Below are 26,853 nucleotides of genomic sequence, written 5' to 3'. Positions count from 1 at the left end.
TTCAGCGGCAATCACCGGTTGGCCTTCGAACAGGAATCCCGGTCCCAGGGGGAAGGCGCGAATCTTGCCGTGCCGGTCCTCCAGGCTGACCACCCGCATGCCACCAATGGTTTCCAGCCGCACCACAGCGCCCACCCAGCCCGATGAGACCTCCTCCAGAACCATGCCGCGGGCCACCGGCAGCGGCTTGGCCTCCGGGGGACGACGACGCTGGTTGAGCTCATCCAGGCTGGCGGGTCCCCAAGACGAATCAGACATGGTGCTCCTGGGTTCGTGTGGTGGAAGAAGGCGTGCCATCTGCTGGCGGCGGGCCGCGGGCACGCGAATCAGCCGCGAGCGTATCAAGCACGGGGCGCCGGTGCTGAGATCTGGCCGGGCCGTTAGAATCGTTGGCACTGTGCCGGTGACAGTGCCAATGGCAACACCAATTGTTCGCAGCTGAGCTCAGGCACCGCCACATCGTGAATCGGTCAGGAGACGGCCGTTGCCAACCGGGGAGGAGGAGACCGTGGACCATCCACGCCGCCAGCAAGTGCTGCAAGCGATTGTGGAGGACTACGTCCACTCCCGTGAACCGGTCGGTTCTCAGGCACTGGTGGAACGCCACCACTTGGGCGTTTCCTCTGCCACCGTGCGCAATGACATGGGTGTGTTGGAGGAGGAGGGGCTGATCATGGCCCCGCACACCAGTGCTGGACGCATTCCCACGGAGAAGGGCTACCGCACCTTCGTGGACCAGATCACCTCCCTGAAGCCCCTGAATTCACCGCAGCGCCGGGCCATCCGCACGTTGCTGGAGGGCGCTGAGGACATCGACGACGTCATGGAGCGTTCCGTTCGACTGCTGGCCCAACTGACGCATCAGGTGGCTGTGGTGCAGTACCCGGTCGCGGCCGTGGTCACCATCCGTCACGTGGAATTGGTGCGTATGGATGAACATCACGTTCTGGTGGTGCTGATCCCTGCGGATGGTCGCGTGTCCCAACGGACGATCACCCTGTCGGCACCCGTGGACGAGCACGTGGTGCTGGATGCCAGGGCCCGCGTTCTGGGGGCCGTGACTGCTCGGGCGGTGGTGGAGGCGGCGTCGTTGTTGGGCACCAGCGCGTTGCAGGCACCCGTGGAGCAGCGGCCGCTGTTGATGGCCGTGGCTGAAGCGCTGCAGGCACTTGCCGCTTCCAGCTCTGGACAGCGCATGGTGATGGCCGGAACAGCCAACCTTGCCCACTCCACCGGTGACTTTGCTCGTACAATCGGGCCGGTGTTGGAAGCCCTGGAGGAACAGGTTGCCCTGCTGAGACTGCTCTCGGAAATGCAGCAGGACGACCGTGGAATCGCTGTGCGGATCGGCGCGGATGACGCCTCCGACCCTCTGGTGGAGACCTCAGTGGTGGCCACCGGGTACGGCCCACAGGAATCAGCCAAGGTGGGTGTCCTGGGCCCCACACGGATGGATTATCCGCACACCATGGCGGCAGTGCGCGCAGTGGCGCGTTACCTGTCCCGGGTGCTGGATGCATGAATTGATCAAGAACACGGAACGGACTAATCGTTGAGCGATCACTACCAGACACTGGGTGTGGCCCGGGATGCCAGCGCTGAGGAAATCAAGCGCGCCTACCGCAAGAAGGCACGCACCCTTCACCCCGACGTCAACCCGTCACCGGAGGCTGCCGAAGAGTTCAAGCGTGTGGCCCATGCCAATGACGTTCTCTCCGATCCTGAGAAGCGCCGGATCTACGACGCCACCGGGGATGAGAACGGTCAAGCCGGTTTCGGCGGAGGATTTGGTGGTGGCTTCGGCGGCGCCGGAGGATTCGGTGGCTTTGGTGACATCTTCGACGCATTCTTCCAGGGTGCCGGCGGCCAGCAGGGCCCCAAGTCCCGGACCAGGCAGGGCCAGGATGCCCTGATCACGGAGCGGATCTCCCTGCAGGAGGCCGTGTTCGGCACGGACAAACGCATCACCGTTGACACGGCGGTCACCTGCCCCACGTGTGAGGGGACCTGCTGCCAGCCGGGCACCCATCCGGAACAGTGCAATGCCTGCGGTGGTGCCGGCCAGGTCCGTCAGCCCATCCGCTCCCCGCTGGGCACCGTGATGACCGTGGCACCCTGCCACAACTGTGACGGATTCGGCAGCGTGATCAAGAGCCCGTGCCAGGAGTGCTACGGGCAGGGTCGCGTCCGGGACAAGCGTCAACTCAACGTCAAGATCCCTGCCGGTGTTCGCACCGGAACCCGTATCCGGCTCTCCGGTCAGGGCGAGGCCGGTACCGCCGGTGGCCCCAACGGCGACCTTTACGTGGAGACCCGGGTTCAGAACGATCCCACGTTCCGGCGCGATGGCGATGACCTCCACATGGTGGTCCGGGTGCCCATGGTGGCTGCCAGCTTGGGCACCACCTTGAAGGTGGACACTTTTGACGGCCCTCAGGAAGTCAGCGTGGCCCCCGGAACCCAATCCGGCCAGACCCGTGTGGTGGACGGTTTGGGCTCAGGCAAGCTCAACAGTCGCGACGGCGCCCGAGGCAACCTGGTGGTGCACCTGGAGATCGAAACGCCCACGGATCTGGATGACCGCCAGCGTGACCTGCTGCGCGAACTGGCACAGTTGCGCGGTGAGTCGGAGCACACCGGGACTGCGGTGAGCACCACGCACGAGCGCGGTCAGGGCGGTGGGTTCTTCTCCCGCCTGCGGGATCGATTCGCAGACCAGTGAGCCTGCCGGTTTTCAAGGCCGAATCCTCGGTGTCGCACCTCCGGACCGGTGAGCAGTACGTTCTCACCGGCCCGGAGGCACGCCACGCTGCCACCGTGCAACGCCTGGGCCCTGGCGAGATGCTGGACGTGGTGGATGGAGACGGCCACCGGCTCACCTGTGGCGTGGTTTCAGCCCAGAAGGATCAGGTGGTCCTCACCGTCGAATCCCTGGAAACCACTGAACATCGAGCCCCGGAAATCACCTTGGTCCAGGCCCTGGCCAAGGGAGACCGGGACCTCCAGGCGGTCGAATCCTGCACCGAGTTGGGCGTGGATCATGTGATTGCGTGGCAGGCTGACCGCTCTGTGGCCCGGTTCCGAGCGGAGCGCAAGGACAAACAGCTGGAGAAGTGGCGTAACACCATCATTACAGCTGCCAAACAGTCCCGGCGCAGCTTGTGGCCGGTGCTCGGTGCTCCCGTGGACACGCGAGCACTGGTGCGCCTGGTTCAAGATTCTCCCCAGACTCAGTGGTTGATCCTGCACGAGCAGGCACAGCGAACACTGACTTCCGTGTTGCGTGGTTCCGATCAAGAGGGTGGGATTTCACCCGGTGGCCAGGTGGGGATCGTGGTTGGCCCTGAAGGTGGCATCAGTGAAGCTGAACTGGATCAGCTGACGGCGGCCGGCGCCCGTCCCGTGCTCCTGGGCCCTGAGGTTTTGCGGTCATCGACTGCCGGCGCTGCTGCGGTGGTGCTGATCAACGCCTTCACGGGGCGTTGGGCCTGAGTCCAAGAGCAAGACCGCGGATCACTCGGGCTCGGCCACCGTCACCACGAAGTCATCGGAGAGCGCTTTGCCATCGGCATCCGTGGCCGTGATGGTCACCCGGTAGGTACCCGCTTCAAGAGTGACCGTGCGTGTGACCTCCACCCCGGACATGGCGGTTTCCGCGCGCGAGTAGTCCTGGTTCACGGCCATGCGTTGGAGCACCTCGGCTTCACCATCGAGTGATTCAACGGTGAGTTCGACGTCGTGAACGGGATCCGTGACGCGGCCCGACACGGTGAGCACCCCAGGTTCCACCTGAAGGCGCTCCGGTTCCAGGCTCACACCCGCAAGAGCGGCGGGATCGGCGGAGAGCTTGTCCGGCAGGGAATAGGACCCAAAAACTTCCTGACCGGATTCACCGTCCACCAGGATCCGCACCTGGGGCAGGTCCCCGCCGGTGACCAGGCCGGAGGACTGTGCGGCCGCCACCGCGGTGTGTACCATCTGCTGGACTGCCAATTCGGCGCGGTCTGCATCCAGGCTCTGGGACACGGCGGTGCTGGGAAGATCCAGGGTGATCACGCCGCGGGAGAACGATGTTCCCAAGGACGTGATCGGGGACCACATGGATCCGTAGTCCGTGTCCGTAGGCTGGGCCTGGGTCATGGCCATGACGGAAGATTCAATGGGATCGGCGGTGGCGGAGGTTCTCACCCGAACCGGTTCCCGGAACAGCCGCTGTGCCTGATCGCCGTTGCCGGTCCAGCAGACGGGCACCACGCTCTGCCAGGCCTGGTCGCCGGTCAGGCGGTCCGAGCGCAGGTCCACGGTTCCGCCGGCGGTGGTGGTGGGGGTCCCGTCAGAATGACTGCACGCCACCACCGTGAGGAAGACTGCCAATCCTGCACCCACAACGGTCTGGGTCACCCTGCGGGGTGTACGAAGTGCGAACACGGCGTCCTCCTTTCATCACGATCCTGGGTGCGCAGCTCAGCCAACTGGACACACAGCGCACCACCGAATCACATGGGCGGGTCACCCGTCACGCCCATGAGGTGCCGCCGGGCGGACCGATACCAAATCGGAATCTCGTGCACCGGCGGTACGCTTGGTCCAGCACCCGATCTAGGAAAGCGAGTTCTGGCCTCACCGCCACAGCCATGCACCATCCCACTTCATCGTCCGTTCGCACCCCCAGCGCCGCCGCGGGGCAGCGATCAAGCCGAGACCGACGCGTGATGACTTTTGCTGACCGGGAGACCATGGTCCGGTGCTTGGGAGAGGCCGACGCCGCACTGACGCAGATCGAGCTGGCCCGTCCCGGCACCAAGCTCTATGCCAAGGACCTCCAAGTTGTCGTTGAGGGCAAGCCGGAGGACACGGACGTCGTCGTGGCTCTGCTGGCCGAGCTGCAGACCCTGGCGCGCAAGGGCACACTGGTGAACCCCCAGGTGATTGCCCAACTGTTGGGGATCTTGGCCCGTGATGCTGCCGCCCGCCCGTCCGCAGCACTCAATCAGGACATTCTCTCTTCACGCGGTCGCACCATTCGGCCCAAGACCGTGAACCAGAAGCTCTACACGGATGCCATTGACCAGAACACGGTGGTGTTCGGCATCGGTCCGGCCGGCACCGGCAAGACCTACCTGGCCATGGCCAAGGCGGTCCAGGCACTGCACGCCAAGGAAGTCTCCCGGATCATCCTCACCCGCCCCGCCGTGGAGGCAGGGGAGCGGCTGGGGTTCCTGCCGGGCACACTCACGGACAAGATTGATCCCTATCTGCGTCCGCTCTACGACGCCCTGCATGACATGTTGGATCCTGAGACCATTCCCAAACTCATGGAAGCCGGAACCATTGAAGTGGCACCGCTGGCTTACATGCGCGGGCGGACTCTCAATGATGCCTTCATCATTCTGGACGAGGCCCAGAACACCACACCTGAGCAGATGAAGATGTTCCTCACCCGTTTGGGATTCGGGTCCAAGATCGTGGTCACCGGTGACATCACCCAGGTGGACCTGCCAGGGGGCACCTCCTCCGGACTGCGGCAGGTGGAGCACATTCTCCGGGGCGTGGAGGACATCGCCTTCCCCACCCTCAGCAGCGACGACGTCGTGCGCCACGAGCTGGTGGGCAAGATCGTGGACGCATACGGGCATTTTGATGCCACCAACCGCCTGCGCGGTGAACGCCGGCAGCGCAAGCAACAGCGGCAAGACGCCGCTGCATCTGTCCAGGAAACTGCGGACGCACGCGCAGCTGCAGGTGCGGGCGGGCAAGACGAGCAGGGCGCCCAGTCATGAACGTGGACATCGACCTCCAATACCAGGTCAATGAGCTGCCGACCCACCAACAGAAGGATGCCGCGGCCTGGGAGGCCTACCGGCCCGAACGCCAACTGGCCTTGGTCCGCCACTGTTTCCGCACCGTGCACCTGGCCGAGTCCGTGGAGCTGTCCATTGCCGTGGTGGATGAGCAGGAGATGGCAAGACTGCACGTGGAGTGGATGGACCTGCCCGGGCCCACGGACGTGATGTCATTCCCCATGGATGAGCTGCGGGCCGGTACCCCAGAACAGCTCACGGAGGGGACCCTCGGCGACATTGTGCTCTGCCCTGCCGTGGCTGCCCGTCAGGCTGAGGCTGCCGGGCATTCCACGGAAGACGAGTATTTCCTCTTGACCGTCCACGGCATCCTGCATCTGTTGGGTCATGACCACGCGCAGGAGGACGAGCGTGAGGTCATGTTCGCCTTGCAACGTGATCTCCTCACCAGTTTTCTGGGCCGTCCAGCCCCCGTGGAAACCACGCACTGACCGGTGCTCCCTGCCATGAACAACACTGATCGTCCTGTGAAAGGAGCCCACGGTGGGCACTGAGTTCTCACCCACTGACGCAGACTTCCGTGCGGGGTTCGCCGTGCTGGTTGGCCGACCCAATGCGGGCAAGTCCACCTTGACCAATGCTTTGGTGGGGGAGAAGGTGGCCATCACCTCCAACCGGCCCCAGACCACGCGCCACACGATCCGCGGGATTGTGCACCGTTCCAACGGACAGCTGGTGCTTGTGGACACCCCGGGTGTTCACCGGCCCCGGACCCTGCTGGGGGAACGCCTCAACGACCTGGTGGCAGAGACCCTCAGTGAGGTCGATGTCCTGGGACTGTGCATTCCGGCCAACGAGAGGATCGGTCCCGGAGACAAGTACGTGGCTGAGCAGCTGGCCCAGACGGGTGGTCGGCCGATCGTGGCGATCGTGACCAAAGCGGACACGGTCAGCCGCCAACAGCTGGCGGAACAACTCATGGCCGTGGAAGCTCTGGGGCGGGAGGTTCTCACGGCCGAGTTCACGGAGACTGAACGACGCAAAGGCATCCGGGCACAGAAGAAGGGTAAGTCCTACTCCCCCCGGGTGGTGCCGACTGATCTGGGGTTCACGGACGTGATTCCGGTCAGTGCCGTGGACGGATTCCAGGTGGAGGCCTTGGGTGCGCTGTTGATCTCCCACATGCCGGTCTCGCCTCCGTTGTACCCGGAGGGTGAACTCACCGATGAACCCGAGCTGACCATGATTGCGGAGCTGGTGCGGGAAGCTGCCCTGGAAGGTGTGCGGGACGAGCTTCCACACTCCTTGGCCGCCGTGTGCGAGGACATGATCGAACGTGAGGGGCGTCCGGAGGACGACCCCATGGTTGACGTCCACGTGTCCCTGTACGTGGAGCGACCGTCCCAGAAGGCCATTGTGATTGGCAAGGGCGGGGCGCGGCTGCGTGAGATCGGAGCGACCTCCCGCAAGCAGATCGAAAAGCTTCTGGGAACCAAGGTCTACCTGGACCTTCACGTCAAGGTGGCCAAGGAATGGCAGCGCGACCCCCGGCAACTCTCTCGACTCGGGTTCTGATCCGCGGGCCGCACCAGGTGAGCCCCGTCATGTCCAAACCGACATGTGACCTGTAATTTGCCCGGAAATGCATGAAAGTGGGCCTCCGGTTACAGCCGCGTGGCCGCGGACGCGTAATCTCTGAGACCGTATCTTGTGGGCGGGAGTCCACCAACCGGCCGTGATCACAATCTGGCCGTCATCACCGTCGGGCCATGATCACCAGGCAGCCCACAACCACTGGAGCCCTATTCGTGAAGCAGAGCACCTCAACCGGTGAGCGCACACCGTGGGCCGACACCCGCCAAGCGGGTCGGCACTGGAGTGCAACCGCGGGCCGGAGCCGAGCCATGCGCTGGGCGCTGATCAGCCTGGCCATGGGTTTGGTGGTGCTGCTGGGCATTGGCGGTCTGGGCATCTATCGCCTCCAGCAGAACTTGAGGACCAGCCCCTTGAACCTCGGGGACGAGCAGACCGTTGATGACGGTCCCATGGACATCCTGATCATGGGCTCGGACACCCGCCGGGGTGTCGGCAACGAACAGTACGGTGAGGTGGAGGAGGGCAACGGTGACGGCCGCACGGACGTCATGATGTTGCTGCAGATCTCAGAGAACCGGGACGACGTCACGGTGGTCTCTTTCCAGCGTGACTTGATTGTGGACATCCCCGAGTGCACAGATCCCACCAATGGTAAGGTCTACGAGGCTGTGGACGATGCCATGCTCAACACCGCTGCGGAGAACGGCGGTCCCGGGTGCACGGTGGCCACCATCAACAAGATGACCGGGTTGAACATTGACCACTTCATGTTGGCCGACTTCAACGCCGTCACGGAGCTTTCCAGCACCGTGGGTGGCGTTGAGGTGTGCGTGAACCAGGCCGTGGATGACCCCAAGTCCGGACTCGACCTGCCCGCCGGCGTGTCCACCATTGAAGGTGCTCAGGCTCTGGCCTTCCTGCGTTCCCGTGCCGCTTTCGGTGACGGTGGTGACGAATCCCGTATCCGTTCCCAGCAGCAGTTCATGGCTTCCTTGGCCCGCAAGGTCAAGGAAGAGGGCACGCTGACCAACCCGGGCAAGTTGTACGAGATTGCTGATGTAATGACCAGCAACCTGCACGTGGACGAGCAGTTGGGCAACATCACTCGGATTGCGAGCATCGCCGGCATGATGTCCGGGGTGGATCTCTCCAACGTGGTGTTCGTGACCGCACCCAGTGAGGTCTACCCGCTGGATCCCAACCGCCTCCAGCTGGACAAGCCGCGTGCGGAGGAGCTTTTCCAGATCCTGCGTGAGGACGGCTCGCTGACGGATCAGCAGGCTGTCACGGGTGAAGCGACGGACACGGCCTCCCCGAACGACTCAGCATCTCCCGCGGACTCGGGGGAGAGCACGCAGCCCGCCGAGCAGAGTTCGGATGATCCGTCCGTGCTGCTGTTCACCCCTGGTGACATCCCCATTGAGGTGGTGGATGCCTCCGAGACCAACGGTCGTGCCAAGGAGCTCATGAAGGTCCTGGAAGACGCCGACTACACCCAGACCACCCAGGGGGAGGACTCCTCCGAGGTCCTGCCTGGAACCCAGATCCTCTACGGCCCGGGCTGGCAGTCAGCAGCCCAGCAGGTGGCTGACGAATTGGGCATTCCGCAGGCGCAGTTGGTGCCAGCCGGTGATCCAGAAACCACCGTGCAGCTGGTGATCGGCCAGGACTTCACGGAGGGAGACCGCATGAGCATGGACAGCGCGGTGCCGGAAGGCCTCTCCGGTCAAACTGCTGAGCAGTTCACCTGCCAGCAGTGAGTTGAATGGGTCACACAACCTCTCAAGTGATAACTTGCCTGTATGCGCACGCGCCGGATGCTTCTGCTTAGGTGCCGCAACGGGTCCTGACATCCACCACAGTGGGCCGGACTCCCGTTGCGGAGTTTGTGATGCCCGGCCCGTCATCCGTGACAGCTGATCACGGGAAGTGATCAGCGTGGAGATCCGACGTACTCCTGAAAAACGCAGGATTCAACGGCCGGTCCCGTCAATACTTCACGGTGACGCCTTTTGGGAACAGGAAAGAAAAGGTCCCCGCCATGGAAAATCGCCAGCAGCCCTCCGGCATGCCGATCCACAAGTACGTCCCTTACCACCAGCAGTTGCCGTTCGAGCTCACGGAGCGCACCTGGCCGGACAAAGTCATCACCCAAGCTCCGCGGTGGTGTGCCGTGGATCTGCGCGATGGCAACCAGGCACTGATTGACCCCATGGACTCCAGCCGCAAGCTGCGGATGTTCGAGCTGCTGGTGGGAATGGGTTACAAGGAGATCGAGGTCGGCTTCCCGTCCGCTTCCCAGACCGATTTCGACTTTGTCCGCCGTCTGATTGAAGAGGACCGCATCCCGGAGGATGTCTCCATCCAGGTGCTCACCCAGTCCCGGGAACATCTGATCGAACGTACTTTTGAGGCGATCGACGGCGCCCCGCAGGCGATCGTGCACCTCTACAACTCCACCTCGGTGCTGCAGCGCAAGGTGGTGTTCCGTGAGGACCAGGACGGCATTGTGGACATTGCGCTGACTGGCGCGCGTCTGTGCATGAAGTACGAGGAGCAGTTGAAGGCCACCCGGGTGACCTACGAGTACTCCCCGGAATCCTTCACCGGCACGGAGGTGGAGTTCGCTGCTCGGATCGCCAACGAGGTGGCTGAGACCTTTGAGATCGGCGGAGACCGGGAGATGATACTGAACCTGCCGGCCACTGTGGAAATGGCCACTCCCAACGTGTACGCGGATTCCATCGAGTGGATGACCCGCAATCTCTACAACCGGGATGCCACCATCCTCTCCCTGCACCCGCACAATGACCGAGGCACGGGTGTTGCGGCAGCCGAGCTGGGCTATTTGGCAGGGGCGGACCGCATTGAGGGTTGTCTGTTCGGCAACGGTGAGCGCACCGGTAACGTTGATCTGGTGACGCTGGGTCTGAACCTGTTGACCCAGGGTGTGGATCCGCAGATCGACTTCTCCAACATTGACGAAATCCGCCGCACCGTGGAGCACTGCAACCAGCTGCCGGTTCCGGAACGTTCTCCCTACGGCGGAGACTTGGTGTTCACCGCCTTCTCCGGCTCCCACCAGGACGCCATCAAGAAGGGCTTTGAAGCCATGGAGGCGCAGGCCCGGGCGGAGGGCAAGTCCACGGAGGAACTCGTATGGGGGGTTCCGTATCTGCCCATCGACCCCAAGGACCTGGGCCGCAGCTACGAGGCCGTGATCCGTGTGAACTCGCAGTCCGGCAAGGGTGGTGTGGCCTACCTGCTCAAGGCCGATCACGGTCTGGACCTGCCGCGTCGCGCGCAGATCGAATTCTCCGGCGTGGTGCAGAAGCACACAGAGACCACCGGAACGGAGGTCAGCGGCGATCATCTGTGGGGGATTTTCCGGGACGAGTACCTGCCCGCTGAAGACGGCGCACACCGTTGGGGCAAGTACCGGGTCAGCACCATCAGCACCACCTCTGAGGCTGACGGTGACACCCGGTTGGACATCGGCCTGGAGATCGACGGTCACCGGGTGGAGCGCACAGCCACTGGCAACGGACCGATCGATGCCATGATTCAGGTGTTCTTGAACGAGGGCATCGACCTGCGTCTGCTGGACTACACGGAGCACACGCTCTCGGCAGCTGCAGATGCCCAAGCGGCCTCCTACGTCGAGCTGGCCGTGGGCGGACGTGTGCTGTGGGGGGCGGGCATTGACTCCTCCACCACCCGGTCCTCCCTGAAGGCCATCGTCTCCGCCGTGAACCGCGCCATTCGCGATTCTCAGCAGAACTGAGCTGCTGCATGGCTGACGGTCAGGAGCACCGCTGATGCCCCGCGCCACATCATTTGCCTCCAAGTCCTACCGGGACACGGGGCTGGTGTTGCGCACTTACCCGCTGGGGGAGGCGGATCGCATCGTGGTGCTCCTGACCCGTGAGCACGGTCAGGTCAGGGCGGTGGCCAAAGGGATCCGTCGCACCTCATCCAAGTTCGGTTCGCGGTTGGAACCCTTCAACGTCTCTGACCTCCAGTTGGTCCACGGACGCAACTTGGACATCGTCTCCCAAGCCGTGGGCCGCAAGGGGTGGGCCACACCGATTGCTGCGGATTACGCCAAGTTCACCGCGGCAGCGGCGGTCGTGGAGGCCGCTGAGAAGATCACGGAGGACGACGACGCCGAATCCGGCCAGCACTACCTCCTGGTGGCCGGTGCATTGTCTGCCATGGCACGCGGGCTGCATGATCCCGCCGCCATCTTGGATTCCTACCTGATGCGGGCCATCTCCGTGGCAGGGTGGGCGCCGTCGTTCACCGTGTGCGCGCGGTGTGGTGAGCCGGGCCCGCACCGGTCCTTCAGCGCTGAACTGGGTGGGGTGGTGTGCGCCAACTGCAGGCCTCCGGGGGCGCTTGCTCCGGATGCCAGCACCTTGGAGTATTTGGAAGCCCTGTTGCACGGCAACTGGGAACACGTGGATGCTGCCCCTGCACGCGTGGCCAGTGCGGCGGCGGCGATTGTGGCCAGTTATGTTCAGTTCCATCTGGAGCGAACCGTGCGGTCACTTGCCCTGGTTGAAAGGAACTGACGGTACATGTCCCGCTTCACGCCACCTCCGGCACATCCTTCCGGGGCCAAGGCACCTGCCATACCCGCCAAATTCGTACCTCAGCACGTGGCAGTGGTCATGGATGGCAACGGACGCTGGGCGAATGAACGTGGCCTGACCCGTAATGAGGGCCACCGGGCGGGGGAGCGTGCCCTGGTGGACGTTGTGGCCGGAGCCATCGAAATGGGCATTCCCTACGTCTCCGCCTACGCCTTCTCCACGGAGAACTGGAAGCGCTCACCCTCAGAGGTCAGTTTCATCATGAACTTCACCGCCGAGGTCATGGAGCGCCAACTGGCCACTTTCCACGACTGGGGCGTTCGGATTCGGTGGGCGGGACGGCGTCCACGCCTGTGGCGCTCAGTGATTGACCGCCTGGAGATCGCCGAGCGGGAAACCCGGGACCACGACGTGGCCACGTTGACCATGTGCGTGAACTACGGGGGGCGGGCAGAAATTGCCGACGCCGCAGCCGCCATTGCGCGTGATGCAGCAGCCGGCAAGATCAACCCCAAGAAGATCGACGAATCCACGGTGCAGGCCTATCTGGATGAACCAGATCTACCGGACGTGGACCTGTTCCTGCGCTCCTCCGGGGAGCAACGGATCTCCAACTTCCTGCTGTGGCAATCGGCCTACGCGGAACTGGTGTTCCAGGACGTCCTGTGGCCAGACGTTGACCGTCGGACGCTGTGGGCAGCAGTGGAGCAGTACGCACGCCGGGATCGTCGTTACGGCGGGGCGGTGGATCAACCCAAAGTTCAGTGATCGCTGACCGGCACGTCAACCAGTGGGCAGTTGCCGCAGCCAGTCCTGCAGGTCCTTGAAGGCCTTCTGCCGAATGGCAGGCGCTGAGCGGTGAACGTCATGCAGGGCGCCGTCGTAGGAAATCACCCGCGGGGTGCGGCTCAGCAAGCCGATGCGACGCCGAATGGCACCCACGTCCAGCACGGTGTCCACCTGATGCATGCGGTTCTCCCACCAAGGAACCAACAGACTGCGTCGGGAGATCTGCAGCAGGACCGGAGCGCCGACGCCCTGTCCGCGGCCTACGAGCTCCAGGATCCGTAGCCGTGCACGTGCCGTGGAGGCCAGCAGGTTGACGGTGATGGGGAAGGACTCCTTGGGGCGCCAGTGGGGATCCACGCTCCAGCTGCCCTCCCGGTCGGCTGAGAGCGTGCGGTGGTAGTTGGTGTTGACCGGTACGGGAATGCGGACTCCGTGCCACCGGGCCGGAACCAGAGGCGCCACTGCTGTGATCAGCCGATCCACCCACGGGTGGCCTTGGGGAGCGATCCACGGTGTGGCCAATGCCAGGCCCGCCACCTCTCCCGGCTCTTCCATCAGCACCAGGGACATGGTGAGCCCACCGGTGGAGTGGGCCACCACCACAAGGTGTTGGGGATCCACCGGTTTACCGTCCTGAAGGATGGCGTGGCGCGCGGCGTCAAAGTCCTCTCGGTATTCGGCGAGGTCAGCTGCCATGCCGGGGATTTCGCCGGTGGCAAGGATCTCCGGGGTGAGGTTGCGGCCGTATCCGTGCAAATCCATCGCATAGAAGTGGAAGCCGACTTCCACCACAGCCTGGGCGAGTTCCGGGTTGGCAAAGTAGTCGGACCAACCGTGAACGTACAGCACGGTGCCGCGGACCGGAGTTGACGGCGGTGTGTTGAACCGCATCAGACTCATGGTGGTGTGCGCGCCCCGGCCGGTCACCGGAATCTGGCACATGCTGAAATCCGGGCCCAGAACGTCCTCGGTCCACTCCATGCCGTCACCACCTCCTGCCGGGTCGCCGTGGGAAAATGCACCCATGCGTTTCTACCCTATGTTCTTCAACGTCGCCTTCTCATGGATGGATCCGGAGCGAGCTCATCACCTGGGATTCCTGGGCATCAAGCTGTGCCGCAAGGTGGGGGTCTCCCGAGTCTTGCGTCGGTTCACCGCGGCTCGTCCGGGTGATGCCCTGGAGGCCATGGGCATCACCTTCCCGTCCCGTTTCGGGTTGGCGGCTGGGTTCGACAAAGGTGCCACCGGCGTGGCCGCTTTGGCTGATCTGGGATTTGGCCACGTGGAGATCGGCACGGTCACGGGGCAAGCGCAACCGGGTAATCCCAAGCCTCGCCTGTTCCGCCTGGTGGTAGACCGTGCCGTGATCAACCGCATGGGTTTCAACAACGACGGCGCAGCCACCGTGGCCGCCCGTGTCCAGCAGGCCAGGGCGGAAATCGAGAAGGGCTGGTCCGGCACGGTCCGTCCCGTGGTGGGTGTCAACATCGGCAAGACCAAGGTGGTGGAGCTTGAAGATGCTGAGGGGGATTATCGAATCTCCACGCGTGCGTTGGCCCCTCATGCGGACTACATGGTGGTCAACGTGTCCTCACCCAACACACCGGGCTTGAGGGAACTACAGGCCGTTGAGTCCCTGAGGCCCATCCTGACCGCAGTGAGGGAGGAGTCCACCGCAGTGACGGGACGTCATGTTCCGTTGCTGGTCAAAATCGCGCCGGACCTGGCCGAGCCGGACATCCACGCCGTGGGGGACCTGGCGCTGGAACTGGGGCTGGACGGAATCGTGGCCACCAACACCACCATCGCCCGTGAGGGGCTCGGCTTGAATACCCCCTCCTCTGAGGTGGAAGCATGCGGCGCGGGGGGACTCTCCGGTGCCCCGCTGCGCATCCGGTCCTTGGAGGTCATTCGCCTGCTGCGCGAACACGTTGGGCCGGAGCTGACCATCATCGGCGTGGGAGGCGTGACCACAGCACGTGACGCCCAGGAGGTTCTGGCGGCAGGCGCCGATCTGGTGCAGGGCTACACGGCGTTCCTGTATGAAGGGCCGTTCTGGGCGGCACGCATGGTCAAGGGGCTGCGTGCTTCCCACTGACACATGAGATCACCGGCAGCTGCTGAGATCACCCACAACGGGGTGTCATCTCAGCCGTTGCCGGTGATCTCACAGGTGGTGAGGATCCGATCAGACCGGACGACGGCCACGGCCCACACGCGGGCGGGGCATACGGGTGGAGCGCCAGTTGATGCTTCGGGTCAGGGCGTAGAAGCCGGTACCGGACTGGACTTCACCGAACTTTTTGCGCACAGCGCGCTTGGCTCCCACCACCAAGAGCACGGAATCCAGGATCACAATGATCAACAGGGCGTAGAACATGGCCATGACCAGTTCCTGCAGCCCGGTGGGGATCAGCATGAAGATCAACGCCAAAATGGCGATCGGCATCAGCAGCTCCGCCATGCAGAACCGGGAATCCACCCAGTCACGGACGAACGCCCGTTGGGCGCCACGGTCACGTTGCGGCAGATACCGCTCGTCCCCTGAGGCCATGCGCTGCTGGACGTGAAGACGCTGTTCGCGGCGGTTCTGGCGATCGGCCACCTTGGCCGCCTTGCGGTCCTTGGGGACCAGAGGTTGGTGACGCGCCGCCTCCTGCTGTCGGCGGCTGGGTGTTGGACGTCCCTTGCCTTGGGTCATTCCCGGACGAGTCACCCCGGATTCCTCCGGTGTGGGATCGTTGACGGGTTGCGGGTCAGCGGTCTCAGTCTTCTTGTTGCGTCCAAACACCCGCCAGAGTTTACCGGAGTCCACACTGCTCCGTGCGCCGCGGAATCGCAGCCAACCTTTGGCCACTCGGTGCGGCTCGTGTTTAAGCTCAAACCATGACCAACATGGATGCGAATTCCCACCAGGAACAGCAGATCGATCTCCAGCAGTTCAGGGAGGTCATCGAGCGCAGGTTTGATGCCGTGCTGAGTGATCTGAAAAATCTGGTCTCCATCCCGGGCATCGCCTGGGACTCCTTTGACCAAGCAGAACTCCAGCGCAGTGCACAAGCAGTGGCCGACCTCCTGGCCGCTGAAGGGTTCGACTCGGTGGAGATCCTGCCCGCTGACGGCAACGCGGCTCACCCTGCCGTCATCGCCCACAAGGCTGCGGCGGATGGAAAACCCACCGTGCTGCTCTACGCCCATCACGACGTTCAGCCTCCCGGGAGCCTGGACTCTTGGAGCTCTGAACCGTTCACCGCCGTTGAACGTGACGGCCGGTTGTACGGGCGAGGGGCTGCTGATGACAAGGCCGGGGTCATGGCGCACATCGGTGCCGTACGCGTGTTGCGTGAGGTCATGGGGGAGGACCACGGGCTGGGCATCACGGTGTTCATCGAGGGAGAGGAGGAAGCCGGCTCTCCGCATTTTGCCGAGTTCCTGCAGCGTCACCGTGAGCGACTGGCAGCCAATGCCATTGTGATCGCCGATTCAGCCAACTGGGAGGTGGGTGCTCCCACTCTGACCACCGGCCTGCGCGGCGTGGTGGGGGCCGAAGTCACCGTGCGCGCGCTGAAGCATGCCCTGCACTCCGGTGGTTACGGCGGCCCCATCCTGGACGGCCCCACGTTGCTGGCTCGTTTGATCGCCACGCTGCACGACGACGACGGCGCGGTTGCCGTGACCGGTCTGAAACACGCGGCAGAACCTGCCATCGATTACCCGGAAGAACAGTTCCGGGCGGATGCCGGTTTGCTGGACTGTGTCGAGCTGGCTGGGCGTGGAAGCATCACGTCTCGATTGTGGGCGCAGCCTGCGATTTCCGTGACGGGCATTGACGCCACCGCCGTGGATGTGGCTTCTAACACCATTTCACCGTCTGCCCGAGCCAAGGTGTCGTTGAGGATCGCGCCGGGGGAGGACCCCGCCGTCGCCGCTGAAAGTCTGAAGAAGCACTTGATCCACAATGCTCCGTTCGGAGCTGAAGTTCAGGTTGAGATTGATGAACAGGGTCCTCCGTTCAGCACCAACACCGATTCGGATGCGGCTCAAGACATGTTGTGGGCTCTTGGCCAAGCCTGGGACCGAGAGCCGTTGGAGGCAGGTATGGGTGGTTCCATCCCGTTTGCCGCTTTGCTCCAAGAGGCCTACCCGGAGGCCACCATTCTGATCACCGGAGTGGAAGATCCGGACACTCGGGCGCACGGAATCGATGAGTCCTTGCACGTGGAGGACTTCCGGCAGGTGATCCTGGCCGAGGCCCTGTGGCTGGCGCGGTGCGCCGGGGGTCGGGCGTAGCCTGAAGGAAGTGCATGGTCCTGCGGTCAGTGGTGCAGGAGGCCTGCCTCCGCATCGCCGAGCACGGGAATGAAGATCCTGCTCGCGTGGTTCGAGCATGCAGAAGGTCTGGGGTCGCAAGCAGGCGACCACGAAAGGAGAGCAACTCATGAGCGTCACCGCTGAAAACGCCACCACCCAAGAGCTGCCCACCCACGGCGTCAACTTGACTGACGTGGCGGCACAGAAGGTCAACTCCTTGCTGGAGCAGGAAGGGCGCACGGACCTGCGCCTGCGCGTGGCAGTCCAGCCGGGCGGTTGTTCCGGTCTGATCTACCAGCTCTACTTTGACGAGCGCGTTCTGGACGGGGATGCCGTCAAGGACTTCGACGGCGTGGAAGTGATCGTGGACAAGATGTCCGTGCCGTACCTGGAAGGTTCCACCATCGACTTCGAGGACACCATCCAGAAGCAGGGCTTCTCCATTGACAACCCCAACGCGCAGGGCTCCTGTGCCTGCGGGGATTCCTTTCGCTGACGGTCTTTGGGCCTCCCACGTTCCCGGGTGCGGCAAAAGTTGCCACCAGTTTCTGACTCCTGACGGCACCGACCCAGCGTGACCGCTGGTGCTGGAATCCCACACCTGGAGGCCGAGCGGAACCCGAAAACCCCGCATACCCCAATGGGTATGCGGGGTTTTTCAGGTCTGGGTGTTTGTTCCGTCGGGCACATCACCTCCGAGTCATACCGGCACGCGGACACACTGACTGACACAGTGTCAGCACAGCGGGATCACAGGGGGTAAGCTCGGTCAGGAAACAGCATGCCCAGAACTGGAGCAGTCCCATATCTCCGTACCGGGCGCACCACCAAAAAGAGGAAGGGCCGTCTGTGAGTTCGCACTCCCGAACCGACAGCCGTAGCACCAGGGCTTTGAAGCTATCCGGCCTCGGGGCCGTTGCCGTTCTGGCTCTCACGGGCTGTACGCAAGAAGTCCGCAACGGCTGGATGCCCATTGGCGACTCCGCTCCCACGGACAACGCGCAGAGCATTTTGAACTTGTGGATCGGCTCCTGGGTTGCGGCTCTGGCTGTGGGTCTGGTGGCCTGGGGCCTCATGCTCTGGTGCATGATCGCTTACCGACGCCGCAAGAATGAGGTCGGCTACCCCCGCCAGGTGGCGTACCACCTGCCCTTGGAGATCTTCTACACGATCGTGCCGATCGCTTTGATCGTCTCTCTGTTCTTCTACTCGGAGCGTGCCCTGGCGCAGATCATCCCCAGGTACGACAACCCGGACACCACAATTCAGATTGTGGGCAAGCAGTGGGCGTGGGACTTCAACTACGTTGACGACGACGTCTACTACTCCGGTACGCAGGCCCACCTGAACACCGACGGCTCCGAGGGCGTTGAGGAAACTCTGCCGACCCTGTACCTGCCGGTGGACAGTGACATCGAGATCGAGGTCGCCTCCCGAGACGTCATCCACTCCTTCTGGGTTCCGGCCTTCCTGGAGAAGATCGACATGATCCCGAACCGCACCAACTACATGAGCATCCACACGGAGCGTGAGGGCACGTTCCAGGGCAAGTGCGCTGAGCTGTGCGGTGAGTACCACTCAGAGATGCTGTTCAACGTTGAGGTCGTCTCCCAGGAGGAGTACGACAACCAGATGCAGCAGCTGCGCGACCAGGGCAACACCGGCCAGCTCGGTCTCGAGTACGGCCGTAACGTCAACCTTGACGAAAGCGGTCCGATCCAGCGTGACAACCCTATTGGCTCCAGCTACGACGACGAAAACTAAGAGGGGCTGAAGATGACTACTCTCGAGTACTCAGCCGATGACACCCGGACAGTGGCACCCGCAGTGGTGCCGCGCTCCAAGGGCAAGATCATCGTTGATTGGTTGACGTCAACCGATCACAAGACCATCGGGTACATGTACCTGATCTCAGCCTTCGTGTTCTTCTGCGTTGGTGGTGTCATGGCGCTGTTGATCCGCGCCGAGTTGTTTGCTCCGGGCATGCAGATCCTGGAGACCAAGGAGCAGTACAACCAGCTGTTCACCATGCACGGCACCATCATGCTGCTGATGTTCGGCACCCCGTTCTTCGTTGGCCTGGCCAACGTGATTGTGCCGCTGCAGATCGGTGCACCTGACGTCGCCTTCCCGCGTCTGAACGCTTTGGCCTTCTGGTTCTTCCTGTTCGGCTCCCTGGTGGCCATGGCCGGCTTCCTGTCCCCGCAGGGTGCGGCATCCTTCGGTTGGTTCGCCTATGCGCCGCTGAACTCCACCACGTTCTCCCCGGGAGTTGGTGGTGACCTATGGGTCTTCGGCCTGGCATTGCAGGGCTTCGGCACCATCATGGGTGGCGTGAACTTCATCACCACCATCCTGTGCATGCGTGCACCTGGTATGACCATGTGGCGTATGCCGGTGTTCGTGTGGACCACGCTGGTCACCGGCCTGTTGATCATCATGATCTTCCCTCCGCTGGCAGCCGCGCTGTTCGCACTGGGCATGGACCGCCGATTGGGTGGACACATCTTTGATGCAGAAGCTGGTGGCGCCATCCTGTGGCAGCACCTGTTCTGGTTCTTCGGACACCCTGAGGTCTACGTTCTGGCCTTGCCGTTCTTCGGCATCATCTCGGAGATCCTGCCGGTGTTCTCCCGCAAGCCGCTGTTCGGCTACAAGGGTCTGGTGTTCGCCACCATCGCCATCGCCGCATTGTCCGTGACCGTGTGGGCTCACCACATGTACGTGACCGGCTCCGTGCTGTTGGGCTTCTTCTCCTTCATGACCATGATGATCGCGGTCCCCACGGGCGTGAAGTTCTTCAACTGGATCGGCACCATGTGGCAGGGTTCGTTGACCTTTGAGACCCCCATGCTGTGGGTCCTGGGCTTCATGTTCACCTTCCTGTTCGGTGGCGTGACCGGCGTGATCCTGGCAACCCCGCCGCTGGACTTCCACGTGTCGGACACGTATTTCGTGGTGGCCCACTTCCACTACGTGCTCTTCGGCACCCTGGTGTTCGGCATGTTCGCCGCTTTGTACTTCTGGTGGCCCAAGTTCACCGGCAAGATGCTCAACGAGCGCATCGGCAAGGTCCACTTCTGGATCCTGTTCGTCGGCTTCCACATGACCTTCCTGATCCAGCACTGGCTCGGTGTCATCGGCATGCCGCGTCGTTACGCGGACTACATGCCGGAGGACGGCTTTGCGTGGATGAACGAAGTCTCCACCATCGGCGCCATGCTGTTGGCCGTGTCCATGATCCCCTGGTTCTGGAACGTCTACACCACGCACAAGAACGCTCCCAAGGTTGAGGTTGACGACCCCTGGGGCTTCGGTGGATCGCTCGAGTGGGCAACCTCCTGCCCGCCCCCGCGCCACAACTTTGTGTCCCTGCCCCGCATCCGTTCGGAGCGCCCGGCACTTGACCTGCACCACCCTGAGCTGGCCAAGGCCTCACCTCAGCAGTCCATGACCACCCACGCAGGCATGAAGGGTTGATCCACGTATGAAGGCAACTATCTACTCCCTGTGGATCGTCGGCATCTTCGTCATGGGTGCTGGGATCGTCTACGGCTTTGTGACCAACTTCAACGAATGGGCCGGTTTCCCGGCACTGCTGGCCACCGCCGCCATGTGCTTCATGTTGGCCGTGTACTTCATGCTGGTGCTGCGCTCCACCAAGGCCCTGCTGCCGGAGGACGACCTGGAGGGCGAAATCGCCCAGGCAGCCGGTGACTACGGACACTTCTCCCCGTGGTCATGGTGGCCGCTGCTGATCGGTGGCGCCTGCACCATCCTGGTGTTGGGTCTGGCCATCGACTGGTGGATCGTGGGTCTGGCTGTTCCGGTCGCCATTGTGGGTGTCCTGGGGCTGGTGTACGAGTACAGCACCGGCGAGCACGCACACTGACCTGATGGCCAGTCATCTGATGGGCTGACCGGAAATCCCCGCGCACGGCACAGTGCGCGGGGATTTCTCATGTCCATGCCTGGTTCGTGTGACGCACCTCCAGTTCCGGTGTGGTCCCGCCCATATGCCGGGGCCGGGCCTGGGGCATATTTTGTCGGACAACACATCTACGCCAACAGCATGACTCATGCACTCTGGCGGTTGGACAACGACGTCTTAGCGAGGAAACCCACCATGACCAAGCCCCTGTTCTACGCCTTCCTGATCCTGGGTGCCGCCTTGTTGGTGATCGGCATGTGGACCGTGGCAACTGCCGGGCCCCCTCTGCTGGGTTGGGTGGTGCTGGCCGGCGGCTTGATCATGCTGTGCGCACCCGCCGTTTCTTGGGGGTCTGCTGCGGCCGATAAGCTGGAGCAGTGAAAACTTTCGAGCAACTGTTCGCCGAAATCTCCCAGAAGGCCGCGGACCGGCCGGAGGGATCCTCCACCGTGGCTGAACTGGACCGTGGTGTCCATGGCATCGGCAAAAAAGTGGTTGAAGAGGCCGCCGAGGTCTGGATGGCCTGTGAGTACGAAACCTCCGATGAAGCTGCTGAGGAGATTTCCCAGCTGCTCTACCACCTGCAGGTCATGATGGTTGCCAAAGGACTCACCCTGGAAGACGTCTACCGGCATCTGTGACCCACTGGACAGGGCCTGCCCAAGCGCACCAGTGGTATCCCTGGCCCCGGTCGAATCGAGCTGCCCAACCGCGTCCATGACCGTGTGAGTTCCCTGGTGGAGACACCAACCGATCCAAGAACAGGAATCTGAATGCTGCGCGTTGCCATCCCCAACAAGGGAGCACTGTCCGAAGCCTCGACCACCATGCTGCGTGAGGCGGGTTACCGCCAGCGCAGGGATTCCCGGGAGTTGGTTCTGGTGGATCCGGAGAACAACGTGGAGTTCTTCTACCTCCGGCCCCGGGACATTGCCGTGTACGTGGGCGGTGACGTTTTGGACGTGGGCATCACAGGCCGTGACCTGCTGCTGGATTCCGCAGCTCCGGCCGATGAAGATTTGGCACTGGACTTTGCCCGTTCCACCTTCCGGTTTGCCGGACCCGCGGGGGAGTTCTCATCCCTGCAGGATCTGCAGGGCAAGCGGATCGCCACCAGCTACACCGAATTGCTGCGCACCTACCTTGCCCAGCAGAGTGTTCAGGCCGAGGTGGTGCGTCTGGACGGTGCCGTGGAGTCCTCCATCCGTTTGGGCGTGGCGGATGCCATTGCCGATGTGGTGGAGACCGGCAACACCTTGCGCGCAGCAGGACTTGAGGTATTTGCAGAGCCCATCATGACATCGGAAGCCTTGCTGATCCGGTCCCGCCATGAGATCGAACCCGAGGGCTTGGCGGTGCTGCGTCGTCGTCTGCAGGGTGTTCTGGTGGCCCGCCAGTACGTGATGATCGACTACGACGTTGCGGAGGAGAACCTGGAGGCCACCACCGCCATCACACCGGGAATGCAGGGCCCCACCATCTCCCCGCTGGGCCACGGCAATTCACTGGCCGTGCGCGCTATGGTGCGCCGCGCTGACACCAACAAGGTCATGGACGCGCTTTACGCCGCAGGTGCCCGGGCCATTCTGGTTTCCCCCATTCACGCGGCCCGTATCTGATCCGCCGCCTCAACCCATGCGCTGCGGGCGCCACGCCGCTCACAGCGTCCCTGTGACAAAGGAACCGCCTCCGTGACCGTAGCCGTACGTGTGATTCCCTGCCTTGACGTCGATGCCGGCCGCGTGGTCAAGGGTGTCAACTTTGAGAACCTGCGCGATGCCGGAGATCCGGTGGAACTCGCGGAGCGCTACAACCGCGCTGGTGCAGATGAGCTGACGTTCTTGGACGTCACCGCATCTTCCGGGGCCCGGGCCACCATGTTCGACGTCGTCGCCCGGACCGCGGAGCAAGTGTTCATCCCGCTGACGGTGGGTGGTGGCGTGCGGACCGTGGACGACGTCGACCGCCTGCTGCGCTGTGGTGCGGACAAGGCCTCCATCAACACCGCCGCGATTGCCAGACCAGAAGTGATCAATGAGATCACCCAGCGGTTCGGTAACCAGGTTCTGGTGCTCTCCTGCGACGCCAAACGCACGGGTAACACGGTCTCCGGTTTTGAGGTGACCACTCACGGAGGCAGACAGTTGACCGGGGTGGACGCAGTGGATTGGGCGGCTGAGGCGGAGCGCCGCGGTGTGGGGGAGATTCTGCTGAACTCCATGGACGCCGATGGCACGCGCAATGGTTTTGACGTGGAGATGATTCGTGAGGTGCGAGCTGCCACCACGGTGCCGCTGATCGCCTCAGGCGGCGCGGGGGAGCCTGCACACTTCCCACCGGCCGTGGCTGCCGGTGCTGATGCGGTGCTGGCCGCATCCGTGTTCCACTTCGGCCCCGTCAACGCCATTGCTGAGGTCAAGGCTGCTCTGAGGGCTGAAGGTCACCCGGTTCGTTGAGGACGTGGCAACGTGTGAGCCCCATCCACTTCGTGAGTTCTGCTCGCGCCTGCCTATAGTGTCCGGTGATGTCTGAATCAACGCAGGAAGCCTCCCCACTGGAACCCTCACTGGCAGAGCGTCTCGAACGGGACGATCACGGCCTGGTGGCCGCCATCATCCAAGACCATGAGACCGATGACGTACTCATGTTGGGCTGGATGGATGATGAGGCTCTGCACCGCACCCTGACCTCTGGGCGCGTGACATTCTGGTCACGGTCCCGGCAAGAGTACTGGCGCAAAGGGGACACCTCCGGGCACCGCCAGTACGTGAAGTCCGTTGCCCTGGACTGCGACGGCGACGCCCTCCTGATCCGAGTGGAGCAGATTGGCGCCGCCTGCCACCGCAACACCCGGACCTGTTTTGACGGCGGAGAACTACCCGCAGTAGTTGGCACCGTCTGAGGCCCTGCCTCCTCACCCTTTTGTTGTTCACCGTCACCAGGAGCAGACATGGAGACTCTGGGTCTCATCACACCGTCCCTTGAAGAGTTCAAGGAACACGCCCGGCACCACCGCGTGATCCCCGTACGCACCACCGTGCTGGCGGATTCCCTGACTCCCATCGGTCTGTACCGCAGCCTGGTGCTCCGGTCCGATGGAACGGCGCCGGCGGGCACCTTCTTGCTGGAATCCGCTGCTCAAGGAATGTGGTCCCGCTGGTCCTGGGTGGGCGTCAGCTCCCGTGCCACGTTAACCAGCAATGACGGTCAGGCTCACTGGCTGGGGACACCCCCGGTGGGAGTGCCAACCTCTGGCTCTCCCGTGGAGGCCTTGCGTCAGACCATGCGGGAGTTGCAGACCCAGAGGTTCTCAGACGTACCACCACTGACTTCCGGCATGGTCGGATTCGTGGGATGGGAAGCTGTGCGCCACTGGGAGCACCTGCCCAACCCGCCGCAGGACGACCTTCGGATTCCAGAGTTGGCCATGAACCTGGTGGCGGACATGGCAGTCCATGACAACCAGGCCGGGACCGTCACCTTGGTGGCCAACGCCATCAACGTGGATGGCACGGACGAGCGTGTGGAGGAGGCCTATCTGGACTCCGTCTCCCGCGTGGAGGCCATGCTGGAGAACCTGTCCCAAGCCACGGCCCAGGTCAGCGTCACGGATCAGGCCACCACGACGGATCAGGCCACCCTGACGGGCCAGGCCACCACGATGGGACAGGGCGGCGGGAAGGATCAGACCCGTGGACCGGGGCCAGATTCTGGTGAGTCGACCCAGCGGCCGGATCTGGAATCGATTGTGGAACAGTCTTGGGACCGTGAGATCTTCATCGACTCCATCGGTGAGGCCAAGCAGGCCATCGTGGACGGAGAGATCTTCCAGGTGGTGATTTCCAGGCGGTTCGAAACAGACTGCACCGCAGCCCCCCTGGACGTCTACCGCTCCCTGCGTCGCATCAACCCCAGCCCGTACATGTACCTCTACGCCTTTGAGGACGTCCAAGGCCGGGACTATCACGTGGTGGGATCTTCCCCTGAGGCCTTGGTGACGGTCACCGACCGTGAAGTGGTGACCCACCCCATCGCCGGCTCCCGCCCCCGGGGCGCAACTCCGGCTGAGGACCTGGTGATGGAGAAGGATCTGCTGGCGGATGACAAGGAGCGCGCCGAGCATCTGATGTTGGTGGACCTCTCCCGCAATGACCTCTCCAAGGTGTGTGTGCCCGGCACGGTGGATATCACGGAGTTCATGGAGGTGGAGCGCTTCAGCCACATCATGCACCTGTGTTCCAACGTGGTGGGCCAGATGCGCCCCGGCACGGAGACCTACGACGTTCTGGCGGCCACGTTCCCCGCCGGCACGTTGTCCGGTGCCCCCAAGCCGCGGGCATTGCAGCTGCTTGACCGTTATGAACCGCGCCGTCGCTCCATTTACGGCGGGGTGGTGGGTTACATGGACTTTGCCGGAGACATGGACATGGCCATCGCCATCCGGACCGCCCTGTTGGTGGATGGCAAGGCCTACGTCCAGGCAGGTGGTGGAATCGTGGCCGATTCGGTGCCGGAAACCGAGGCCACCGAATCGCTGAACAAGGCCACAGCACCCTTGCGCGCTGCATTGGGTGCCCGCACCTTGCGCTCGGTGGGCGGCATGGAGAATACGACGACGGCCCCGGGCCAGGACCAGCAACACAACCAGGGACAAGACCAGGACCCGCCGCGATGAAAGCTCTGCGTTCCAAAAGCACGCTGATCCTGACCGGATTGGTGATTGCCGCTGCCTTGTTCGGTGCAGCCTCCATGGTGTGGTTCAACGTCACGGTGCCCAACCCGGTCCAGGACATCCAGGTGAGTGTGCGGGGCACGGAAGCCAGCCCGGCTGTGCCCGCGTTGTCCCTGGTGGCGGCTGCGGCCTTTCTGGCCTTGAGCATCGCGGGGCGGGTGCTGCGCTGGGTAGTGGCCGTTGTCATCCCACTGGCAGCTGCCGGGGTGTTGTTCTCCGTGATTTCTGCTGTCAGTGACCCGCAGCGGGCCACGGAGACTGCCGTGGGGGACAGTGCCGGGGTGGTCGGCACGGAGGTGGTTCCGGACCAGAGCTTGTGGCCCTGGGTGGCCCTTGTCCTGGCAGTCCTGCTGTTGCTGATCGGCCTCTGGAGCCTGCTGGTGCTTCCCCGGTGGAGTGCCGGCGGCGCCACCAAGTACCGCCGTGAACGGGAGACCACCGCTCAGCCGACGTCAGCTGCAAGCGGCGTGCATGACCCTGATGCGGCTCGTCGCGACGGGATCGATGCCTGGGATGCCTTCTCCGACGGTGAGGATCCCACAGGCAGATGACCTCCCTGTGGGTGCGTTGACTACGTCACGGCGCGCCCGCAATGGCACAATGGCATGAGCAACTGCGCGTGATTGCACCACAGACCCTCCGGGCGCACGGGGCGCTCACTGAAAACGGTTGCCAGCCGCTGCTGGAACCACTGATCCACGGGAGATCGAACAGATGTCTAACCAGAATGAAATCGTGCTGGACCACACGGGCTACGTGGGCCACGGCAACACGCCCGCTGCCTGGGCCTGCATTGCCATTCTGACGGTGGGTGTGTTGCTGGCCGTCGTCGGATTCACCATTGAGGTCATGATCCTGCTGTGGGTCGGCATCGCCCTGTGCGGTGTGGGCCTGGTGGTTGGTTTTGTCATGAAGCGCATGGGCATGGGCTACGAAGGTGAAGCCGCCCGTGCTGCAGAAAACGGTGGCCACGGCCACTGACCCTTGATGTCTGCGTGACGACCAGTCCCTGATCTCTTGGGGACTGGTCGTTCGTATCGAGTGGGAGCTTGTGGGCGAACTCTACGACTTCCACCACCCTGCTGACCGGCCGGCCAA

General features: G+C 63.3%; 28 protein-coding genes. 24 read left to right on the top strand and 4 right to left on the bottom strand.

Annotation, left to right across the window (positions count from 1 at the left end):
- Nucleotides 1-258, bottom strand: a 258-nt coding sequence (locus L979_RS07290) for a DUF3097 family protein (RefSeq protein ID WP_047690994.1), incomplete at its 3' end; no start/stop codon positions are given.
- 250 nt (nucleotides 259-508) lie between these two features.
- Between L979_RS07290 and hrcA the strand changes: the two genes are divergently transcribed.
- From hrcA to L979_RS07275, 3 genes are read left to right on the top strand one after another with little or no spacing between them, the layout of a single operon-like run.
- Nucleotides 509-1,522, top strand: coding sequence for a heat-inducible transcriptional repressor HrcA (gene hrcA, locus L979_RS07285; RefSeq protein WP_047691019.1), 1,014 nt, complete (start codon nucleotides 509-511; stop codon nucleotides 1,520-1,522).
- A 30-nt stretch (nucleotides 1,523-1,552) separates the two neighbouring features.
- Nucleotides 1,553-2,722 (top strand): molecular chaperone DnaJ, encoded by a 1,170-nt coding sequence (gene dnaJ, locus L979_RS07280; protein ID WP_047690992.1) that lies wholly within the window; start codon nucleotides 1,553-1,555, stop codon nucleotides 2,720-2,722.
- Nucleotides 2,719-3,492: a 16S rRNA (uracil(1498)-N(3))-methyltransferase gene (locus tag L979_RS07275; RefSeq protein WP_047690989.1), complete on the top strand. Its 774-nt coding sequence runs from the start codon at nucleotides 2,719-2,721 to the stop codon at nucleotides 3,490-3,492. The genes dnaJ and L979_RS07275 overlap by 4 nt, the downstream gene beginning before the upstream one ends.
- 21 nt (nucleotides 3,493-3,513) lie before the next feature.
- Here L979_RS07275 and L979_RS14570 read toward each other — a convergent pair whose 3' ends face one another.
- Nucleotides 3,514-4,401, bottom strand: coding sequence for a GerMN domain-containing protein (locus tag L979_RS14570; RefSeq protein WP_052209638.1), 888 nt, complete (start codon nucleotides 4,399-4,401; stop codon nucleotides 3,514-3,516).
- Between the two features lie 311 nt (nucleotides 4,402-4,712).
- Here L979_RS14570 and L979_RS07265 point away from each other — a divergent pair, with 311 nt between their 5' ends.
- From L979_RS07265 to L979_RS07235, 7 genes are all read left to right on the top strand, one after another.
- The gene (locus L979_RS07265; RefSeq protein WP_052209637.1) at nucleotides 4,713-5,780 is read left to right on the top strand and encodes a PhoH family protein; all 1,068 of its coding nucleotides are present in this window, start codon (nucleotides 4,713-4,715) and stop codon (nucleotides 5,778-5,780) included.
- Nucleotides 5,777-6,292: an rRNA maturation RNase YbeY gene (gene ybeY / locus L979_RS07260; protein WP_047690987.1), complete on the top strand. Its 516-nt coding sequence runs from the start codon at nucleotides 5,777-5,779 to the stop codon at nucleotides 6,290-6,292. The genes L979_RS07265 and ybeY overlap by 4 nt, the downstream gene beginning before the upstream one ends.
- 52 nt (nucleotides 6,293-6,344) lie before the next feature.
- Complete coding sequence (locus L979_RS07255) at nucleotides 6,345-7,376, top strand: GTPase Era (RefSeq protein ID WP_047690984.1); 1,032 nt, start codon at nucleotides 6,345-6,347, stop codon at nucleotides 7,374-7,376.
- Between the two features lie 233 nt (nucleotides 7,377-7,609).
- A complete protein-coding gene (locus L979_RS07250) occupies nucleotides 7,610-9,157 on the top strand; it encodes an LCP family protein (protein WP_047690981.1) in 1,548 nt (515 codons plus the stop codon).
- A gap of 281 nt (nucleotides 9,158-9,438) precedes the next feature.
- On the top strand, nucleotides 9,439-11,181 hold the full coding sequence (leuA, locus tag L979_RS07245) for a 2-isopropylmalate synthase (RefSeq protein WP_047690978.1): 1,743 nt from the start codon (nucleotides 9,439-9,441) through the stop codon (nucleotides 11,179-11,181).
- Nucleotides 11,182-11,215: 34 nt separating this feature from the next.
- Nucleotides 11,216-11,971 carry a DNA repair protein RecO gene (recO, locus tag L979_RS07240; RefSeq protein ID WP_047690975.1) on the top strand — a complete coding sequence of 252 codons (756 nt, stop codon included), beginning with the start codon at nucleotides 11,216-11,218 and terminating at the stop codon, nucleotides 11,969-11,971.
- 6 nt (nucleotides 11,972-11,977) lie between these two features.
- Nucleotides 11,978-12,760 (top strand): isoprenyl transferase, encoded by a 783-nt coding sequence (locus tag L979_RS07235; protein WP_047690972.1) that lies wholly within the window; start codon nucleotides 11,978-11,980, stop codon nucleotides 12,758-12,760.
- Between the two features lie 15 nt (nucleotides 12,761-12,775).
- Here L979_RS07235 and L979_RS07230 read toward each other — a convergent pair whose 3' ends face one another.
- Nucleotides 12,776-13,762 (bottom strand): alpha/beta hydrolase, encoded by a 987-nt coding sequence (locus L979_RS07230; RefSeq protein ID WP_197052096.1) that lies wholly within the window; start codon nucleotides 13,760-13,762, stop codon nucleotides 12,776-12,778.
- Nucleotides 13,763-13,805: 43 nt separating this feature from the next.
- Here L979_RS07230 and L979_RS07225 point away from each other — a divergent pair, with 43 nt between their 5' ends.
- The gene (locus L979_RS07225) at nucleotides 13,806-14,879 is read left to right on the top strand and encodes a quinone-dependent dihydroorotate dehydrogenase (protein WP_047690970.1); all 1,074 of its coding nucleotides are present in this window, start codon (nucleotides 13,806-13,808) and stop codon (nucleotides 14,877-14,879) included.
- A gap of 90 nt (nucleotides 14,880-14,969) precedes the next feature.
- Here L979_RS07225 and L979_RS07220 read toward each other — a convergent pair whose 3' ends face one another.
- Nucleotides 14,970-15,572: a DUF3043 domain-containing protein gene (locus L979_RS07220; RefSeq protein WP_047691009.1), complete on the bottom strand. Its 603-nt coding sequence runs from the start codon at nucleotides 15,570-15,572 to the stop codon at nucleotides 14,970-14,972.
- 95 nt (nucleotides 15,573-15,667) lie between these two features.
- Between L979_RS07220 and L979_RS07215 the strand changes: the two genes are divergently transcribed.
- From L979_RS07215 to L979_RS07155, 13 genes are all read left to right on the top strand, one after another.
- On the top strand, nucleotides 15,668-17,071 hold the full coding sequence (locus L979_RS07215) for a dipeptidase (RefSeq protein WP_052209635.1): 1,404 nt from the start codon (nucleotides 15,668-15,670) through the stop codon (nucleotides 17,069-17,071).
- A gap of 148 nt (nucleotides 17,072-17,219) precedes the next feature.
- The gene (locus L979_RS07210) at nucleotides 17,220-17,588 is read left to right on the top strand and encodes an iron-sulfur cluster assembly accessory protein (protein ID WP_047690966.1); all 369 of its coding nucleotides are present in this window, start codon (nucleotides 17,220-17,222) and stop codon (nucleotides 17,586-17,588) included.
- 353 nt (nucleotides 17,589-17,941) lie between these two features.
- A complete protein-coding gene (gene coxB, locus L979_RS07205; protein ID WP_047690964.1) occupies nucleotides 17,942-18,856 on the top strand; it encodes a cytochrome c oxidase subunit II in 915 nt (304 codons plus the stop codon).
- Nucleotides 18,857-18,868: 12 nt separating this feature from the next.
- Complete coding sequence (gene ctaD / locus L979_RS07200) at nucleotides 18,869-20,572, top strand: cytochrome c oxidase subunit I (RefSeq protein WP_047690961.1); 1,704 nt, start codon at nucleotides 18,869-18,871, stop codon at nucleotides 20,570-20,572.
- Nucleotides 20,573-20,579: 7 nt separating this feature from the next.
- Nucleotides 20,580-20,984, top strand: coding sequence for a cytochrome c oxidase subunit 4 (locus tag L979_RS07195; protein WP_047690959.1), 405 nt, complete (start codon nucleotides 20,580-20,582; stop codon nucleotides 20,982-20,984).
- A 234-nt stretch (nucleotides 20,985-21,218) separates the two neighbouring features.
- On the top strand, nucleotides 21,219-21,404 hold the full coding sequence (locus L979_RS07190; RefSeq protein ID WP_047690956.1) for a hypothetical protein: 186 nt from the start codon (nucleotides 21,219-21,221) through the stop codon (nucleotides 21,402-21,404).
- Nucleotides 21,401-21,664, top strand: coding sequence for a phosphoribosyl-ATP diphosphatase (locus L979_RS07185; RefSeq protein ID WP_047690954.1), 264 nt, complete (start codon nucleotides 21,401-21,403; stop codon nucleotides 21,662-21,664). Before L979_RS07190 ends, L979_RS07185 begins: the two co-directional genes overlap by 4 nt.
- Before the next feature lie 132 nt (nucleotides 21,665-21,796).
- Entirely contained in the window at nucleotides 21,797-22,642 is an 846-nt protein-coding gene (hisG, locus tag L979_RS07180; protein WP_047690951.1) for an ATP phosphoribosyltransferase, read from the top strand.
- Nucleotides 22,643-22,714: 72 nt separating this feature from the next.
- A complete protein-coding gene (gene hisF, locus L979_RS07175) occupies nucleotides 22,715-23,479 on the top strand; it encodes an imidazole glycerol phosphate synthase subunit HisF (RefSeq protein ID WP_047690949.1) in 765 nt (254 codons plus the stop codon).
- Nucleotides 23,480-23,547: 68 nt separating this feature from the next.
- Complete coding sequence (gene hisI, locus L979_RS07170; protein WP_052209634.1) at nucleotides 23,548-23,925, top strand: phosphoribosyl-AMP cyclohydrolase; 378 nt, start codon at nucleotides 23,548-23,550, stop codon at nucleotides 23,923-23,925.
- Nucleotides 23,926-23,973: 48 nt separating this feature from the next.
- Nucleotides 23,974-25,698, top strand: a complete 1,725-nt coding sequence (locus L979_RS07165) for a chorismate-binding protein (RefSeq protein ID WP_081993979.1) — start codon at nucleotides 23,974-23,976, stop codon at nucleotides 25,696-25,698.
- The gene (locus tag L979_RS07160; protein ID WP_052209633.1) at nucleotides 25,695-26,306 is read left to right on the top strand and encodes a Trp biosynthesis-associated membrane protein; all 612 of its coding nucleotides are present in this window, start codon (nucleotides 25,695-25,697) and stop codon (nucleotides 26,304-26,306) included. The genes L979_RS07165 and L979_RS07160 overlap by 4 nt, the downstream gene beginning before the upstream one ends.
- A 163-nt stretch (nucleotides 26,307-26,469) precedes the next feature.
- The gene (locus tag L979_RS07155; RefSeq protein ID WP_052209641.1) at nucleotides 26,470-26,736 is read left to right on the top strand and encodes an HGxxPAAW family protein; all 267 of its coding nucleotides are present in this window, start codon (nucleotides 26,470-26,472) and stop codon (nucleotides 26,734-26,736) included.
- Nucleotides 26,737-26,853 lie beyond the last annotated feature (117 nt).

The organism is Kocuria sp. ZOR0020, assembly GCF_000800955.1.
Lineage (GTDB): Bacteria > Actinomycetota > Actinomycetes > Actinomycetales > Micrococcaceae > Kocuria > Kocuria subflava.
This window is presented reverse-complemented; position numbering and strand designations above follow the sequence as displayed.